Below are 14,453 nucleotides of genomic sequence, written 5' to 3' on the forward strand. Positions count from 1 at the left end.
CCAACCTAGTTTTCTGTATGGGAATTTTTAAGTGCTTCTTTGGTTTTTTTAAGCTCTTTTTTCAGTGAGAAATTTTTCACCATGCTGATGAGAAAAGTCGTGACAGAACCCAGGAGCACTGAAATTAAAATCAATATAATCAAGGGTAGTTTGAAGCTGAACAAGATAAAGCTAACATTGACACTCTGCATATTGGCCAAGGAAATACTGGCCACCAATAGAATGGTAATTAAAAGCAAGATATAATGCAATTTTTCCTTCATAATGATTCTCCTGTTTGTCTATTCAAACTCAGCCTTGCTTTTGATATCTCCGTATTCTTCTGGGATTTCTTGGGCAAGGATATCTTCATAAGCAGCCAGTTTAATATCTGATCCATACTTGTTTTTCAGAGCAGTGGTCACCAGACGGTAGGCCAAGTTCGCATTGCGGGACAAGATGGGGCCATGGAAGTAGGAGCCAAAGACATTTTTATAATGAACACCTTCGCAACCATCCTCTTGGTTGTTGCCATTTCCATAGACGACTTTGCCCAGAGGTTTTTCATTGTCAGCGAGGAAAGTCCGTCCTTGATGATTTTCAAAGCCGTAGTAGGTTTCATCGAATTCTTCGTTATGAATCTTGATGTCACCGATATAGCGGTTTTTGGTCTGGTTGAGGGTATAGTGACCCATGATGCCCAGACCTTCAATTCGACGGCCAGAAGCCTCGATATAGTATTGGCCTAAAAGTTGGAAGCCACCGCAGATGGCTAGCACTACGCCGTTTTCATTGATAAAGCTTTCCAAAGCTTCTTTTTTAGCTGGCAAGTCACGAGCCACGATTGTTTGCTCATAGTCTTGACCTCCGCCAAAGAAGACGATGTCGTAGCTGTCCTTGTCAAAGTCATCTTCTAGAGAGACGATATCGACTTCAACCCTAGCGCCTAGCTTTTCAGCCACATACTTGAGCATGAGGACATTGCCGTTGTCGCCGTAGGTATTCATGAGATTGCCATAGAGATGAGCAATCTTTATATCATAGCAATAGTCCTGGTTTTCAGGAGAAGTGAGGGATCTGTATACCATTATTTCATCTCCTTTCTGACCACTTGTCGTTCTGCCAGTAGCTCGCGGAATTCCAGCATAGCAGTATAAGTTGCTAAGATATAGGCATGCTTGGTTTCTTGCTGTTCAATAGTCTTAAAGACTGCTTCCAAATCTTTGACTTCGGTAATCAGATCTGCTGGATAGCCGGTTACCCGAAGTCGACGAGCAATCTCAGAGTGGCGCACACCGCCTGCAATGACATGAGGAATCTCCATCTCTAGCATTTTCTCAAAGTCAGCATCCCAGATCCAGCTGGTATCAATGCCGTCTGCATAGTTGGCATTGAGCAGGACAGACAAGCTAAAGTCAAAGGGCGCAAGCCCAATCATATCAAGTGCTTGGGTCGCCCCAACCGGATTTTTAATCAAGACTAAGGTACATTCCTTATCGCCGATTTTGAAAGTTTCCTGACGGCCAAAGACAGCCCGGCTCTTGTCAAAACCAGCCTTGATAGTAGCCGGCTCAACGCCAAAGAACTGAGCTACTGATACAGCAGCCAAGGCATTGTAGATATTATAAAGACCGCCGATATTGATTTGATAGTCTTGTCCATCAATGGTAAAGGCAGAGCGGTTATGCTCAAGTGTTTTGAGAGCGGTCAGGCTGTAGTCAAGTTTAGGACGCTTGAAGCCGCAGTCCTCACAGACATAAGCTCCCAGATTAGCATAGGTGTTGAGCTCGTACTTGAGGATATGCTCGCACTTGGGACAGAGGATGCCCTCTGTATTGTAGTGAGCCAGCTGAGCCTGGCCTTTCTCGGTATCAAATCCATAGTAGCGGACAGGATTCTTTAGGCTGACCGAGTTAAAGAGAGGACTGTCGCCATTCATCAGCACAGTCGCTTCAGGAACCTTAGCTGCCGCATCCAGAATCATCTGGTAGGTCGTGTAGATCTCACCATAGCGATCCATCTGGTCTCGGAAAATATTGGTAAAGACGAAGAGGCTAGGCTTGATATAATCACAAATCCGAGATAGGCTGGCTTCGTCTATCTCCAGCACAGCGATATTCTTGCCAGATTTGCCTTTCTTAGCGGTCAGGAAGGTTGTGGTAATCCCGGTAATCATATTGGCACCGCTGGGATTGGTCACCACTTCTCCGAAAGCTTCCTTGAGAATGCCCACTGTCAGAGCTGTAGTCAGAGTTTTCCCATTGGTTCCGGTAATAACCACGACCTCATAGTTCTTTGCTAGGTTTTGTAAAATGTTTTTGTCAAATGTCAGGGCAACTTTCCCTGGCAGGGTCGAGCCACGTCCCATTTTGCTGAGAACAAAGTGGGAGGACTTGCCCGCCAAGAGGCCCAAGGCTGTATTTATCTTCATAAGAAATATTTTATCATAAAAAAGTAAAGAAGGTTACAGAAAAATATTGATAAACGTGATATAATGGGTTGGTAAGTCTTTAAGCATTAAGACCCACTGTAAAATAAAAAGAGAGAAGTTAATTGAGTGAACTCTAACTACAAGATAAAATCAGGCTAATACTAGATTTCATAAGTTCGATTTGTTGCTACAGCTGTTTGATTTTGCTTGTAGAGGAGTAGGAAGTCTAAGTATGAATTTTCAACAACTAACCAATCTCCAGTATTGGGCCAGTTTGTTTTCTGACCCTTGGAGGATTGTAATTAATATTATTGACGTCGCTATCGTCGCGTGGATTTTGTATTATCTGATTAAGGCCATTGCTGGTACGAAGATTATGATTTTGGTCCGCGGTGTGCTCTTCTTTATCTTGGCACAGTTTTTTGCCAATATCATCGGCTTGACCACCATTTCTTGGCTGATTAATCAGGTCATCACTTACGGGGTTATTGCGACCGTGGTGATTTTCTCGCCTGAGATTCGGGCAGGATTAGAAAAGCTTGGCCGAGCAACGGATATATTTTCTACGACGCCCATCAGTAACGAAGAAAAAATGGTTCAGGCCTTTGTCAAGTCTGTTGCCTATATGAGTCCGCGGAAAATCGGGGCTTTGGTAGCCATTCAAGGAACCCGCACCTTGCAGGAGTACATTGCGACAGGGATTCCTTTAGATGCAGATGTGTCCGGAGAGCTGCTAATCAACATTTTTATCCCCAATACGCCATTGCACGATGGAGCTGTCATCATAAAAAACAATAAGATTGCGGCTTCCTGTGCCTACCTGCCTCTGACAGAAAGTAGCGGCATCTCTAAGGAGTTTGGAACCCGTCATCGCGCAGCTATTGGCTTGTCTGAAGTATCAGATGCTTTTACTTTTGTCGTTTCAGAAGAAACCGGCGGTATTTCCACTACACACAATGGAATTTTCAAGCATGATTTGACTTTGGATGAGTTTGAGATAGAGCTGAGAAAGGTCTTCTTATCAGAGCAGGACAAGCCAGCAGGTTTGAAAAAACGCTTCATGGGAGGATGGAAGAAATGAAAAAACGTAAAAAAATTCTTTATATCATCTCTTCGTTTTTCTTTGCCCTAGTGCTTTTTGTCTATGCAACCTCTAGCAGTTATCAAAACAATACTGGAGTTCGACAGGTCACATCTGAAACTTATACCAATACGGTTTCCAATGTGCCAATTGACATCAAATATGACAGCGAGAATTACTTTATCAGTGGCTTTACTTCTGAAGTTTCCGTTGCCCTGACAGGCTCCAACCGGGTCAATCTAGCCAGTGAAATGCAGGAAAGTACTCGGAAGTTTCGAGTTGTAGCTGATCTTTCCAAGGCTACAGAAGGAACAGTAGAGATTCCGCTAAAAGTGGAAAACCTGCCGAGCGGTCTGACTGCTACAGTCACTCCCCAGAAGATTTCTGTTAAGATTGGTAAAAAAGCCAGCAAGAAGGTTGAGGTCCGCTACCTCATCACAGACAGCCAGGTGGCTGAAAATGTGTCTATCAGTGGTGTAACCTTGGAAAATAAGGAAGCTACAGTAACCAGTGACGAGGAGACTCTATCTAAGATTGAGTATGTCGTAGCCATTCTCCCGACCAATGTCATTATCACCGGCAACTATAGCGGGACAGCACCGCTGCAGGCTGTTGATGGACAGGGTAATGTCATGCCAAGCGTGGTGACACCATTTGAAACGACTATGCGTGTCAACACTAAAACAGCAGACAACTCTGGCTCGTCCTCCTCTAACAGCAGCTCAAATACGAGCTCATCAAATAAAAACTAACTAAAATTTTGAAAATAAACTTGGATTAAAGCGGTCTGCCTTGCTTGCAGCCTAAATCTTTACATCCAGGTCTTATGAAAGGAAACTATTTATAATGGGTAAATACTTTGGAACCGATGGTGTTCGCGGAGAAGCAAATGTGGAATTAACGCCGGAATTGGCCTTTAAACTCGGCCGTTTTGGTGGTTATGTTCTGAGCCAGCATGAAAGTGAAGTTCCTCGGGTCTTTGTTGGCCGTGATACTCGAATTTCAGGAGAAATGCTGGAAAGCGCCTTGGTTGCAGGACTTTTGTCCGTTGGGATTCATGTCTATAAACTGGGTGTCATTGCAACGCCTGGTGTAGCTTATCTGGTCAAGTCAGAGAAGGCCAGCGCCGGAGTCATGATTTCTGCCAGCCACAATCCAGCTTTGGATAATGGTATCAAATTCTTTGGTGGTGACGGCTATAAGTTGGATGATGAGCGTGAATTGGAAATCGAAGCTTTGTTGGACGCAGCAGAAGATACCTTGCCACGTCCAAGTGCCGAAGGTTTAGGTGACTTGGTGGACTATCCAGAAGGGCTGCGCAAGTACCAACAATACTTAGTTTCAACTGGTTTTGAACTAGAAGGAATGCATGTGGCCTTAGATACGGCCAACGGTGCGGCTTCAACCAGCGCTCGTCAGATTTTTGCAGACCTCGGCGCACAGTTGACCATTATCGGAGAAAATCCAGACGGCCTCAATATCAATCTGAATGTCGGGTCTACGCATCCTGAAGCTTTGCAGGAAGTTGTTCGTGAGTCTGGTGCAGCGATTGGTCTGGCCTTTGATGGAGATAGCGACCGCTTGATTGCTGTGGATGAAAATGGTGAGCTGGTAGATGGTGACAAGATTATGTACATTATCGGTAAGTACCTGTCTGAAAAAGGCGAGCTGGCGCAGAATACCATTGTTACGACCGTCATGTCCAACCTTGGCTTCCATAAGGCTTTGGATCGTGAAGGTATTCAAAAAGCTGTGACAGCAGTCGGTGACCGCTATGTAGTGGAGGAAATGCGCAAGAATGGCTATAATCTAGGTGGCGAGCAGTCTGGGCATGTTATCATCATGGACTACAATACGACAGGTGACGGTCAGCTTTCAGCTGTGCAATTGACCAAGGTCATGCAGGAAACAGGTAAGAAACTATCTGAATTGGCTGCTGAAGTAACCATCTATCCGCAGAAACTGGTCAATATCCGTGTGGAAAACAGCATGAAGGATAAGGCGATGGAAGTCCCAGCTATCAAGACGGTGATTGAGAGAATGGAAGCCGAAATGGCTGGCAATGGCCGGATTTTGGTTCGTCCGAGTGGAACTGAGCCTCTGCTGAGGGTCATGGCTGAAGCACCAACTGACGAAGAAGTAAATTATTATGTAGATACCATTGCCAATGTTGTTCGAGATGAAATTGGAATTGAGTAATAAAACGTAAAGAAACTGAGACATAACGTCTTGGTTTTTTTACATTGTTATGAATTTTTAAACACTATGAATAAAAATGTTGATAAATTGCAATACTCTTGGTATAATAAGCTACGAAAGGAGAAAAAGATGAAAAATAAAAATACAATTATTTTTAAAATTCTTATCTTATTAACAGCTATTGTTACAGGTTTAGGTTTTGCTGCTCGAACTCAGGCTTCTGAAGTAACTGAATACAGTCAGCAAACCAGCATTACTAAGGATGGTGAGCCATTAACAAGTGACTCAACTGTTAAGACTAATGAAACCTTGTCTGTAACAACCAACTTCACATTTCCAGCGGCTCAAAATATAGCTGAAGGGGATACCCTGACTTTTAAACTTCCGGAAGAATTAAGTCTGATTACTGCCTTAAACTTCGATGTCTATGATGTTGTTAATCATACGGGAGAGTTAGTCGGTACAGCTCAAACTGACCCGGCGACTCAGTCAGTTACAGTGACTTTCAGTAACTACTTCACAAACTATACCCAAAAGAAAGAGCTATCTTTGGGCTTTAATGTTCGTATCAATAACGAAAAAGTCAAAGAAACAGGTCCTGTTTCCTTCAAATTTGGCCAGACAAACTTTTCTTTCCAATACCAGAAAGAAGAAGGAACTGCTGGTGAGTATGAAATGAAATATGGCTACCAGGACAGCACTGATCCGAGTATTGTTAAATGGCGTATTATCCTGAATGCAAGACAGGACATGCTTCGTAACATGGTAATTTCAGACACCTTTGGTGATGGTCTGACACTGGTTCCTGGTACGCTGCGGGCTGTCCGCTATGCTCCTGTAGAAGGTGGTATCCGCAATGAAGCTCATATCCTTACTCTGCCTGTAGTTGATAACTTTACTAACAAAGCAGTCCTAACCCAAAACGCTAATGGCGATGCTAACGGTTTTACCATCAACTTTGGTGATAACTATAACTGGCCAATGTACATCGAGTACTCTACTCGCGTACCAGAAGGTACAAAAGTGGGCGATGTGGTTAACAACAAGTTATCTTGGACAGCAAAAGGCTTCCCAGAACGCACTATTACTAAGTCAGTCCGCTTGGAAGAGGGCTCTGGTAAAGGAAGCGCTGTGCTAGCAAAAGATGTGAAGATTCAGGCACAGAAAAAACTTGTTAATAAAGTGTTAGAGAAGGGTCAATTTACTTTTGGTCTCTTTGACGAAAACGGTGTTTTACTTCAAACAGCTACCAATGAAGCTGATGGTTCTATCAATTTCAAAGCCTTGAACTATAATGCAGCTGGGGACTACCGCTACAGCATTAAGGAAATTCCGGGCAATGATGCTAACTACATCTATGATGACAAGGAAGCTCAGCTGACAGTTACTGTTAAAGATGTGAATGGTGAGTTTTTGGGATCTGTTAAATATGATTTAGATCCAGTCTTTACAAATACCTATAGAGGTAATGATCCAGGCAAGGCAGTTCAGCCACCTAACCCTGGAAATAACAACAATCCAAACAATCCAAATAACAACCCTAACAATACCCCAAATAATAATCCAAACAACAACCCAAATAATACCCCAGACAATGGTAACAATACCCCTGATAAGAGTTCTGATGATCCAAAGGGTGGGACGAATAATCCAGGAAATGGAAATAACAATTCAAACAATGGTACCAATGATCCGGGTGCTGCAGGAGGCAACAAAAAGGTTCTGCCTAAGACTGGTCAAGAAACGACACTTTGGCTGTCAGTTGCAGGTTTGGCAATCTTAGTTGGCTTTGGAAGCTATGTCTTTCTTCAAAAAAAGACTAGATAAGATTCAAAGGTTTTAAGAGTTTTCTCTTAAAGCCTTTTTACATGCTTTTCCATTTGAAAAAACGGAGCAATCGTGTTAGAATAGACCTAGTAATTTTTAAAGGATAGAGGTGTTATCGTGGCTTTTGGTGATAACGGACAACGCAAAAAAACAGGATTTGAAAAATTGACGATGCTGGTCGTGATTATCATGCTCATCGTGACAGTTGGAGCAATCTTTGCTTCCGCTCTCAGCGCAATCTTTTAATCCAAACGCTTCAGGGCGTTTTTTTAGACTAGAAAAAGAGAATAGAAAAAATGAGTATGTTTTTAGATACGGCCAAGATTCAAGTTAAGGCTGGCAATGGTGGCGATGGCATGGTGGCCTTTCGCCGTGAAAAATATGTCCCTAATGGCGGTCCTTGGGGCGGGGATGGCGGTCGTGGCGGCAATGTTGTTTTTGTCGTAGACGAAGGTCTGCGTACCCTGATGGATTTTCGCTATAATCGCCACTTCAAGGCTCAGTCTGGTGAAAAGGGTATGACCAAGGGAATGCATGGCCGAGGGGCTGAGGACTTGATTGTTCGAGTGCCACAGGGGACGACGGTTCGTGATGCTGAGACTGGCAAGGTGCTGACGGACCTGGTAGAAAATGGTCAAGAATTTATCGTAGCGCGTGGTGGCCGAGGCGGTCGAGGAAATATCCGCTTTGCAACGCCTAAAAATCCTGCTCCGGAGATTTCTGAGAACGGAGAACCAGGTCAAGAGCGAGAGCTTCTGCTGGAGCTCAAGGTTCTAGCAGACGTTGGTTTGGTCGGATTCCCATCTGTTGGAAAATCCACTTTGCTCAGTGTTATCACAGCAGCTAAGCCTAAGATTGGTGCTTATCATTTTACGACAATCGTGCCCAATCTAGGCATGGTCCGTACTCACTCTGGTGAGTCCTTTGCAGTAGCGGATTTGCCAGGCTTGATCGAGGGTGCTAGCCAAGGGGTTGGACTGGGAACCCAGTTTCTCCGCCATATTGAGCGGACAAGGGTTATCCTGCATGTCATTGATATGTCAGCAAGTGAGGGACGTGACCCTTATGAGGACTATCTAGCTATCAATAAAGAGTTGGAATCCTACAATCTTCGTCTCATGGAGCGCCCGCAGATTATTGTTGCAAACAAGATGGACATGCCAGATAGTGATGAAAATCTCAAGATATTCAAAGAAAAATTAGCGGCTAATTATGATGAGTTTGCGGAACTACCGCAAATCTTCCCCATTTCCAGTCTGACCAAGCAGGGACTTGCGACCCTCTTGGATGCGACCGCAGAATTACTGGACAAGACACCAGAGTTCTTGCTTTACGATGAGTCTGAAATGGAAGAAGAAGCTTACTATGGCTTTGACGAAGAAGCGCCAGCCTTTGAAATTTCTCGTGATGATGATGCGACTTGGGTGCTGTCAGGTGACAAGCTTGAGAAGCTCTTTAATATGACCAACTTTGACCGTGATGAGGCAGTCATGAAATTTGCCCGTCAACTGCGTGGTATGGGCGTTGATGAAGCCCTTCGCGCTCGTGGAGCCAAGGATGGTGACCTGGTCCGCATCGGCAAGTTCGAGTTTGAATTCGTTGACTAAGGAGGTTTGCAATGGGTGATAAACCAATATCCTTCCGCGATGAAAATGGAAATTTTGTCTCTGCAGCCGACGTCTGGAATGCAGAAAAGCTAGAAGAGCTCTTTAACAAACTCAATCCTAAGCGCAAGCTGCGTCTGGAAAGAGAAGCATTAGCGAAAGCGGAAGAGGAATAAGATAAAAAGCAGCTGAGCAGGAAATAATCCTACTCAGCTGCTTTTTTTCGCCAAAGATGTATTCGTTAAGGTAATTAACCTTTGTTTTAAGCAAAGATTTTAGGACTGACTGCTTTTATTCGAGGGAGAGCAGCTAGGCAGACACCTAGAACGATAAGCTTGTCTGCATAATCAGTCAGTATTTGGACGAGGACGATACTAAGGACGGGGTTGGCTCCCATTCCCCGCAGGGCTTGGACGATGAGGCTGGATCCGCTGGATGTTATGCCTCCGAAGAGCAGGACAGTGATTGCAGAGGCTACTAGGGTACCCGGAAGGGCTACAAAAAGAGTTTTCCAGAGAAGACTGAGCTTTAAGCTTCCTTTTTCTTTAAAAAACCAAGCTGCTGAAAGAGCAATGATGATAGCGGCAGGCGAGTAGTAGAGAGAAAAGATATCGGTTGTCATCCAGCCAATTAGGGCGCTGAGAAAGGCAACGCCGGCCCCAGCAAGAGGCCCTAAGGTCAAGCTAGCTAGAATCGTTCCAAAGGTATCTAGATAGACAGGTAATTTCAGAAATAGTGCAATATTAGCTCCCACGTAGTTAAGAGCGATACAGATAGACAAAAAGCTTAGGATAAGGGGTGTTGATTTTTTCATGATAAAATTTTCCTCATAAAAGTGATGATAGGTCTCGAGCAATCGTCTCCTTAGGTTGATTCAGGAGGATAGCTAAGAAGTCTTGGAAGAAGAGTGAGGGACTGACTTGAGTTGCAATATAGGCATTGGCTGGTTTATGATAGAAGTCATAAGCATCAACCACGGTCTGTCCAAGAGCAATGCCTTCGGTTACGACTTCAACATAGGAGTCGAAGCCCATACAAAGGTCCTCATGCAGAAAATGAGCAATAGCCAGCGGATCATTGATAACACAGCCGATAATGTGTTCATATTTCCAGTGGAAGTCCCAGTAGAAACGCGTGATACGGCCGACAAACTCAGCTACTTCTGGCTGCAGGAAACGCATGTACTCTAATAGATTGGGGGTTAGGACGATGGCGCGCGTGACATCCAGTCCCACCATCTCGATTTTTCGGCCTAACTTTTGATAGACAAATTGAGCGGCGTGTGGGTCACACCAGTAGTTATATTCGGCAACAGGTGAGCAGTTGCCATGAGATTTGTAGCTGCCGCCCATACTGACAAAGCGTTTGATATGTTTTCCAATTTGTGGATTTTGCTTTATAGCCATTGCTAGATTAGTCAATGGTCCTAAGGTGATAAGGGAAGTGTCCTGAGTCTTCTGGAAATAGGTAGCCAGAAATTCAGAGGCTTTCTGAGACTGGGGCTGACAATTGCTTGTCCGATTGATTCTGCTCTCGCCTAAACCATCCATACCGTGGGTATCTTGAGCTGAAACGAAGTTACGGACTAGAGGCTTGTCTGCCCCTGCATAGACTGGGATATCTAACCGATTCAGTCTTTCTAATATTTTAAAGGCATTTTCAACACCAAGGTCTACTGGGACATTTCCAGCGACGATGGTCAGTGCTACTACTTCTAGATCAGGATGTTGAATGGCATAGATTAAGGCTAGACTGTCATCTATACCAGGGTCACAGTCGATAATGATTTTTCTTTTCATGAGTTCTCCTTTGCCTATATAAAAATGAGGTTGAGACAATCGGTCCCAACCTCTTAACTGTCAGCCTAATCGAGGAGACAGCAAAAAAAACTATGCGCAAGACATTTTATATACAATATAAAGGCACTTAGTTTTTTATTCTGGGAAGTTTTCGAACCAGTCCAAAACCTAGGTTTTGATTTCTCTGTTTTTCTATCATAAATAAAAATAAGGAAAAAGTCAATGGGAGTAAGACTAACATGGCCACCCCCATCTTTTTATGGTATAATGAAAAAAATAAGTAGGAGAAGTGATAATTATGGCAAAAACGATTCATACAGATAAAGCACCAGCAGCGATTGGACCTTATGTTCAAGGAAAAATTGTCGGCAATCTCTTGTTTGCGAGCGGGCAGATTCCCCTGTCTCCTGAAACTGGAGAAATCGTTGGGACGACTATTGAAGAGCAGACCCAGCAGGTGCTGAAAAATGTTTCAGCCATTTTGGAAGCCGCTGGAACAGACTTTGATCATGTAGTCAAGGCTACATGTTTCTTGAGCGATATCAATGATTTTGTGGCCTTTAATGAGGTATACAAAACAGCCTTTACAGAAGCATTTCCAGCTCGTTCGGCAGTAGAAGTGGCTCGCCTGCCTAAAGATGTGAAAATTGAGATTGAGGTTATTGCCGAGATTCTCTAAAAAGTGCTGGAGAAAACAGCTTTTTGACGGATTCTATCTGATGAAAGGATTATTATGTCTGAGAAGAAAATTCAGCTTGTCATTGTGACTGGAATGAGCGGGGCGGGGAAAACCGTAGCCATCCAGTCTTTTGAAGACTTAGGTTATTTTACCATTGATAATATGCCGCCCACTCTGGTGCCGAAGTTCTTGCAGCTGGTCGAAGGGACCACTGACAATGATAAATTGGCTCTGGTTGTCGATATGCGCAGCCGTTCCTTCTTTTTGCAAATCCAGAATGTTTTGGATGATTTAGAGCAAAATGAGAATATAGATTTCAAGATTCTTTTCCTAGATGCGGCGGATAAGGAGTTAGTAGCTCGTTACAAGGAAACGCGTCGCAGCCATCCGCTGGCAGCTGATGGACGGATTTTAGATGGGATTAAACTGGAGCGCGAACTCTTAGCACCTCTGAAAAATCTTAGTCAGAATGTTGTGGACACAACAGATTTGACACCACGGGAGCTCAGAAAGACCATCTCTGAGCAATTTTCAAATCAGGATGAGATGCACAGTTTCCGCATTGAGGTCATGAGTTTTGGTTTCAAATACGGTCTGCCTTTGGATGCAGACTTGGTCTTTGATGTGCGCTTTCTGCCTAATCCCTACTATAAACCTGAGCTGCGCAATCAAACTGGCTTGGACAAGGATGTCTTTGATTATGTCATGAACCATGCCGAGTCAGAAGAATTTTACCAGCATCTGCTGGGCTTGATTGAGCCAATCTTGCCGGGCTATCAGAAGGAAGGAAAGTCCATCCTGACCATTGCTGTGGGCTGTACGGGTGGTCAACACCGCAGTGTAGCCTTTGCTCAGCGCTTAGCTGATGATTTGGCTAAAAATTGGCCGGTCAATGCTAGTCACCGCGACAAAAACCGTCGGAAAGAAACGGTGAACCGCTCATGAGAAAGCCACGAATTACAGTCATCGGCGGTGGGACAGGAATTTCAGTTATTTTAGACAGCCTGCGTAAAAAGGACGTAGAGATTACAGCTATTGTCACAGTAGCAGATGATGGCGGCAGTTCTGGTGAGCTGCGGAAAAACATTCAGCAACTGACTCCGCCGGGTGATTTGAGGAATGTCTTAGTAGCCATGTCTGACATGCCAAAGTTTTATGAGAAGGTCTTCCAGTATCGCTTTGCGGAAGGAGACGGCGTGCTAGCGGGGCATCCCTTGGGCAATCTGATTATTGCAGGTATCTCTGAAATGCAGGGTTCAACCTATAATGCCATGCAGCTTTTGACCAAGTTCTTCCATACGACAGGTAAAATCTATCCTTCAAGCGACACTCCTCTAACTCTACATGCTGTGTTTACAGATGGGACGGAAGTTGTCGGTGAAAGCAATCTGACCAGCAAGAGCGGGATGATCGAGCGGGTTTATGTGACCAATACCTATGATGACAAGAAGCCTGCTGCCAGTAAAAAGGTGGTCGAGAGCATCTTAGAAAGCGATATGGTGGTTCTGGGACCAGGTTCACTATTTACCTCTATCTTGCCTAATCTCGTTATTGAGGAAATTGGCCAAGCTCTTCTAGACACCAAGGCTGAAGTGGCCTATGTCTGCAATATCATGACCCAACGCGGTGAAACAGAGCATTTTTCAGACAGCGACCACGTCCAAGTTCTGCACCGTCATTTGGGCAGGAAGTTTGTAGATACAGTCTTGGTCAATATCGAACCTGTCCCTCATGAGTACATGGACAGCAACCAGTTTGACGAATATCTGGTACAGGTGGAACATGATTTTCAAGGGTTACAAGAGCAGGTTCCACGCGTCATTTCTTCGAATTTTCTGCGTTTGGAAAATGGCGGAGCTTTCCATGATGGCGAGCTGGTTGTTGACGAATTGATGCAGATTATACAGGTACGAAAATGAGCTTTACAGTAAAAGTAAAAGAAGAACTGTTAAGTCTGGCAAGCAGAGATAAAAATGAGCTGTCAGCCATGATAAAGATGTCTGGTAGTCTGGGCTTGGCCAGCAGTGGTTTGACCTTGTCTGTCACAACAGAAAATGCCAAGATTGCTCGCCATCTCTATGAGTTACTGTCGGACCTTTATCAGGTCAAGTCAGAAATCCGCCACCATCAGAAGACCAATCTGCGCAAGAATCGCGTTTATACAGTATTTCTAGATCAGAAAGTGGAAGAAATCCTTTCTGATTTGCACTTGGCTGACTCCTTTTTTGGTATCGAGGCAGGGATTGATCAGGCCATTTTGTCAGAAGACGAAGCCAGTCGGGCCTACCTCCGGGGAGCCTTTCTCTCAAATGGCAGCATGCGGGAGCCAGACTCAGGCAAGTACCAACTGGAAATCTTGTCCGTTTATCTGGATCATGCTGAGGATTTGGCTGCTTTGATGCGCCGTTTTCTGCTGGATGCCAAGACCATCGAGCGCAAGAAGGGGGCTGTTACTTATCTGCAGCGGGCTGAGGATATCATGGATTTTCTCATTGTTATCGGTGCTATGGAAGCCATGGCTGAGTTTGAGTCTCTTAAGCTCATGCGGGAAGCGCGCAATGACCTCAATCGCGCTAATAATGCGGAGACAGCGAATATCGCTCGTACGGTCACAGCCAGTATGAAAACCATCAACAATATTGCCAAAATCAGCGACAATATTGGCATTGAGAGTTTACCTGTAGACCTGCAGGAGGTAGCCCAGCTTCGTATCCAGCATCCGGACTACTCCATCCAGCAGCTAGCTGATAGTCTGAGCCGACCACTGACTAAGAGCGGTGTCAATCATCGCTTGAGAAAAATCAATAAAATCGCAGATGAATTATAAAAGCTGCTGAGCTCGAGCTCGGCAGCT

The 14,453-nt window shown here is 44.5% G+C and carries 16 protein-coding genes and 1 riboswitch; of the genes, 11 read left to right on the forward strand and 5 right to left on the reverse strand.

Going from position 1 to position 14,453, the window contains the following annotated elements; translation table 11 throughout:
- Positions 1 to 5: 5 nt before the first annotated feature.
- The 3 genes from SSV_RS03525 to murT are packed head-to-tail and all read right to left on the reverse strand — an operon-like array spanning position 6 to position 2,410.
- Positions 6 to 263: a lipopolysaccharide assembly protein LapA domain-containing protein gene (locus tag SSV_RS03525; RefSeq protein WP_002910164.1), complete on the reverse strand. Its 258-nt coding sequence runs from the start codon at positions 261 to 263 to the stop codon at positions 6 to 8.
- An 18-nt stretch (positions 264 to 281) separates the two neighbouring features.
- Positions 282 to 1,067: a lipid II isoglutaminyl synthase subunit GatD gene (gene gatD, locus SSV_RS03530; RefSeq protein WP_072073713.1), complete on the reverse strand. Its 786-nt coding sequence runs from the start codon at positions 1,065 to 1,067 to the stop codon at positions 282 to 284.
- Positions 1,067 to 2,410 carry a lipid II isoglutaminyl synthase subunit MurT gene (murT, locus tag SSV_RS03535; protein WP_072073714.1) on the reverse strand — a complete coding sequence of 448 codons (1,344 nt, stop codon included), beginning with the start codon at positions 2,408 to 2,410 and terminating at the stop codon, positions 1,067 to 1,069. Before murT ends, gatD begins: the two co-directional genes overlap by 1 nt.
- Positions 2,411 to 2,642: 232 nt before the next feature.
- Between murT and cdaA the strand changes: the two genes are divergently transcribed.
- From cdaA to SSV_RS03570, 7 genes are all read left to right on the forward strand, one after another.
- Positions 2,643 to 3,491 carry a diadenylate cyclase CdaA gene (gene cdaA, locus SSV_RS03540; RefSeq protein WP_002902726.1) on the forward strand — a complete coding sequence of 283 codons (849 nt, stop codon included), beginning with the start codon at positions 2,643 to 2,645 and terminating at the stop codon, positions 3,489 to 3,491.
- A complete protein-coding gene (locus SSV_RS03545; RefSeq protein ID WP_176693545.1) occupies positions 3,479 to 4,243 on the forward strand; it encodes a CdaR family protein in 765 nt (254 codons plus the stop codon). The genes cdaA and SSV_RS03545 overlap by 13 nt, the downstream gene beginning before the upstream one ends.
- A gap of 94 nt (positions 4,244 to 4,337) precedes the next feature.
- Complete coding sequence (glmM, locus tag SSV_RS03550; protein ID WP_072073716.1) at positions 4,338 to 5,690, forward strand: phosphoglucosamine mutase; 1,353 nt, start codon at positions 4,338 to 4,340, stop codon at positions 5,688 to 5,690.
- A gap of 66 nt (positions 5,691 to 5,756) precedes the next feature.
- Positions 5,757 to 7,517: an Ig-like domain-containing protein gene (locus SSV_RS03555; RefSeq protein ID WP_176693546.1), complete on the forward strand. Its 1,761-nt coding sequence runs from the start codon at positions 5,757 to 5,759 to the stop codon at positions 7,515 to 7,517.
- A gap of 117 nt (positions 7,518 to 7,634) precedes the next feature.
- Positions 7,635 to 7,763, forward strand: coding sequence for a DUF4044 domain-containing protein (locus SSV_RS03560; protein WP_002895969.1), 129 nt, complete (start codon positions 7,635 to 7,637; stop codon positions 7,761 to 7,763).
- Between the two features lie 50 nt (positions 7,764 to 7,813).
- On the forward strand, positions 7,814 to 9,124 hold the full coding sequence (gene obgE, locus SSV_RS03565) for a GTPase ObgE (protein WP_072073718.1): 1,311 nt from the start codon (positions 7,814 to 7,816) through the stop codon (positions 9,122 to 9,124).
- An 11-nt stretch (positions 9,125 to 9,135) separates the two neighbouring features.
- Entirely contained in the window at positions 9,136 to 9,297 is a 162-nt protein-coding gene (locus tag SSV_RS03570) for a hypothetical protein (RefSeq protein ID WP_002895966.1), read from the forward strand.
- Between the two features lie 86 nt (positions 9,298 to 9,383).
- Here the strand turns inward: SSV_RS03570 and SSV_RS03575 are convergent, their stop codons facing one another.
- Both SSV_RS03575 and SSV_RS03580 read right to left on the reverse strand, forming a co-directional pair.
- The gene (locus SSV_RS03575) at positions 9,384 to 9,935 is read right to left on the reverse strand and encodes an ECF transporter S component (RefSeq protein WP_072074908.1); all 552 of its coding nucleotides are present in this window, start codon (positions 9,933 to 9,935) and stop codon (positions 9,384 to 9,386) included.
- A 13-nt stretch (positions 9,936 to 9,948) separates the two neighbouring features.
- Positions 9,949 to 10,920 carry a nucleoside hydrolase gene (locus tag SSV_RS03580; protein ID WP_072073719.1) on the reverse strand — a complete coding sequence of 324 codons (972 nt, stop codon included), beginning with the start codon at positions 10,918 to 10,920 and terminating at the stop codon, positions 9,949 to 9,951.
- Between the two features lie 121 nt (positions 10,921 to 11,041).
- Positions 11,042 to 11,086: riboswitch (PreQ1 riboswitch) on the reverse strand.
- 132 nt (positions 11,087 to 11,218) lie between these two features.
- Here SSV_RS03580 and SSV_RS03585 point away from each other — a divergent pair.
- The 4 genes from SSV_RS03585 to whiA are packed head-to-tail and all read left to right on the forward strand — an operon-like array spanning position 11,219 to position 14,426.
- Positions 11,219 to 11,599 carry a RidA family protein gene (locus SSV_RS03585; RefSeq protein ID WP_002906916.1) on the forward strand — a complete coding sequence of 127 codons (381 nt, stop codon included), beginning with the start codon at positions 11,219 to 11,221 and terminating at the stop codon, positions 11,597 to 11,599.
- A gap of 54 nt (positions 11,600 to 11,653) precedes the next feature.
- Positions 11,654 to 12,544 carry an RNase adapter RapZ gene (gene rapZ / locus SSV_RS03590; protein WP_002900704.1) on the forward strand — a complete coding sequence of 297 codons (891 nt, stop codon included), beginning with the start codon at positions 11,654 to 11,656 and terminating at the stop codon, positions 12,542 to 12,544.
- Entirely contained in the window at positions 12,541 to 13,518 is a 978-nt protein-coding gene (locus tag SSV_RS03595) for a YvcK family protein (RefSeq protein WP_002900703.1), read from the forward strand. Before rapZ ends, SSV_RS03595 begins: the two co-directional genes overlap by 4 nt.
- Positions 13,515 to 14,426, forward strand: a complete 912-nt coding sequence (gene whiA / locus SSV_RS03600) for a DNA-binding protein WhiA (protein WP_049542183.1) — start codon at positions 13,515 to 13,517, stop codon at positions 14,424 to 14,426. The genes SSV_RS03595 and whiA overlap by 4 nt, the downstream gene beginning before the upstream one ends.
- Positions 14,427 to 14,453: the final 27 nt, after the last annotated feature.

Source organism: Streptococcus sanguinis (assembly GCF_001078705.1).
GTDB classification, from domain to species: Bacteria; Bacillota; Bacilli; order Lactobacillales; family Streptococcaceae; genus Streptococcus; species Streptococcus sanguinis_D.

Bases quoted from the DNA above. Each gene is read 5' to 3' on its own strand.
- SSV_RS03545 (WP_176693545.1), top strand. From the start codon at position 3,479: ATGGAAGAAATGAAAAAACGTAAAAAAATTCTTTATATCATCTCTTCG.
- cdaA (WP_002902726.1), top strand. From the start codon at position 2,643: ATGAATTTTCAACAACTAACCAATCTCCAGTATTGGGCCAGTTTGTTT.
- rapZ (WP_002900704.1), top strand. From the start codon at position 11,654: ATGTCTGAGAAGAAAATTCAGCTTGTCATTGTGACTGGAATGAGCGGG.
- SSV_RS03585 (WP_002906916.1), top strand. From the start codon at position 11,219: ATGGCAAAAACGATTCATACAGATAAAGCACCAGCAGCGATTGGACCT.
- SSV_RS03570 (WP_002895966.1), top strand. From the start codon at position 9,136: ATGGGTGATAAACCAATATCCTTCCGCGATGAAAATGGAAATTTTGTC.
- murT (WP_072073714.1), bottom strand. From the start codon at position 2,410: ATGAAGATAAATACAGCCTTGGGCCTCTTGGCGGGCAAGTCCTCCCAC.
- SSV_RS03580 (WP_072073719.1), bottom strand. From the start codon at position 10,920: ATGAAAAGAAAAATCATTATCGACTGTGACCCTGGTATAGATGACAGT.
- obgE (WP_072073718.1), top strand. From the start codon at position 7,814: ATGAGTATGTTTTTAGATACGGCCAAGATTCAAGTTAAGGCTGGCAAT.
- SSV_RS03555 (WP_176693546.1), top strand. From the start codon at position 5,757: ATGAATAAAAATGTTGATAAATTGCAATACTCTTGGTATAATAAGCTA.
- SSV_RS03525 (WP_002910164.1), bottom strand. From the start codon at position 263: ATGAAGGAAAAATTGCATTATATCTTGCTTTTAATTACCATTCTATTG.
- whiA (WP_049542183.1), top strand. From the start codon at position 13,515: ATGAGCTTTACAGTAAAAGTAAAAGAAGAACTGTTAAGTCTGGCAAGC.
- glmM (WP_072073716.1), top strand. From the start codon at position 4,338: ATGGGTAAATACTTTGGAACCGATGGTGTTCGCGGAGAAGCAAATGTG.
- SSV_RS03595 (WP_002900703.1), top strand. From the start codon at position 12,541: ATGAGAAAGCCACGAATTACAGTCATCGGCGGTGGGACAGGAATTTCA.
- SSV_RS03575 (WP_072074908.1), bottom strand. From the start codon at position 9,935: ATGAAAAAATCAACACCCCTTATCCTAAGCTTTTTGTCTATCTGTATC.
- gatD (WP_072073713.1), bottom strand. From the start codon at position 1,067: ATGGTATACAGATCCCTCACTTCTCCTGAAAACCAGGACTATTGCTAT.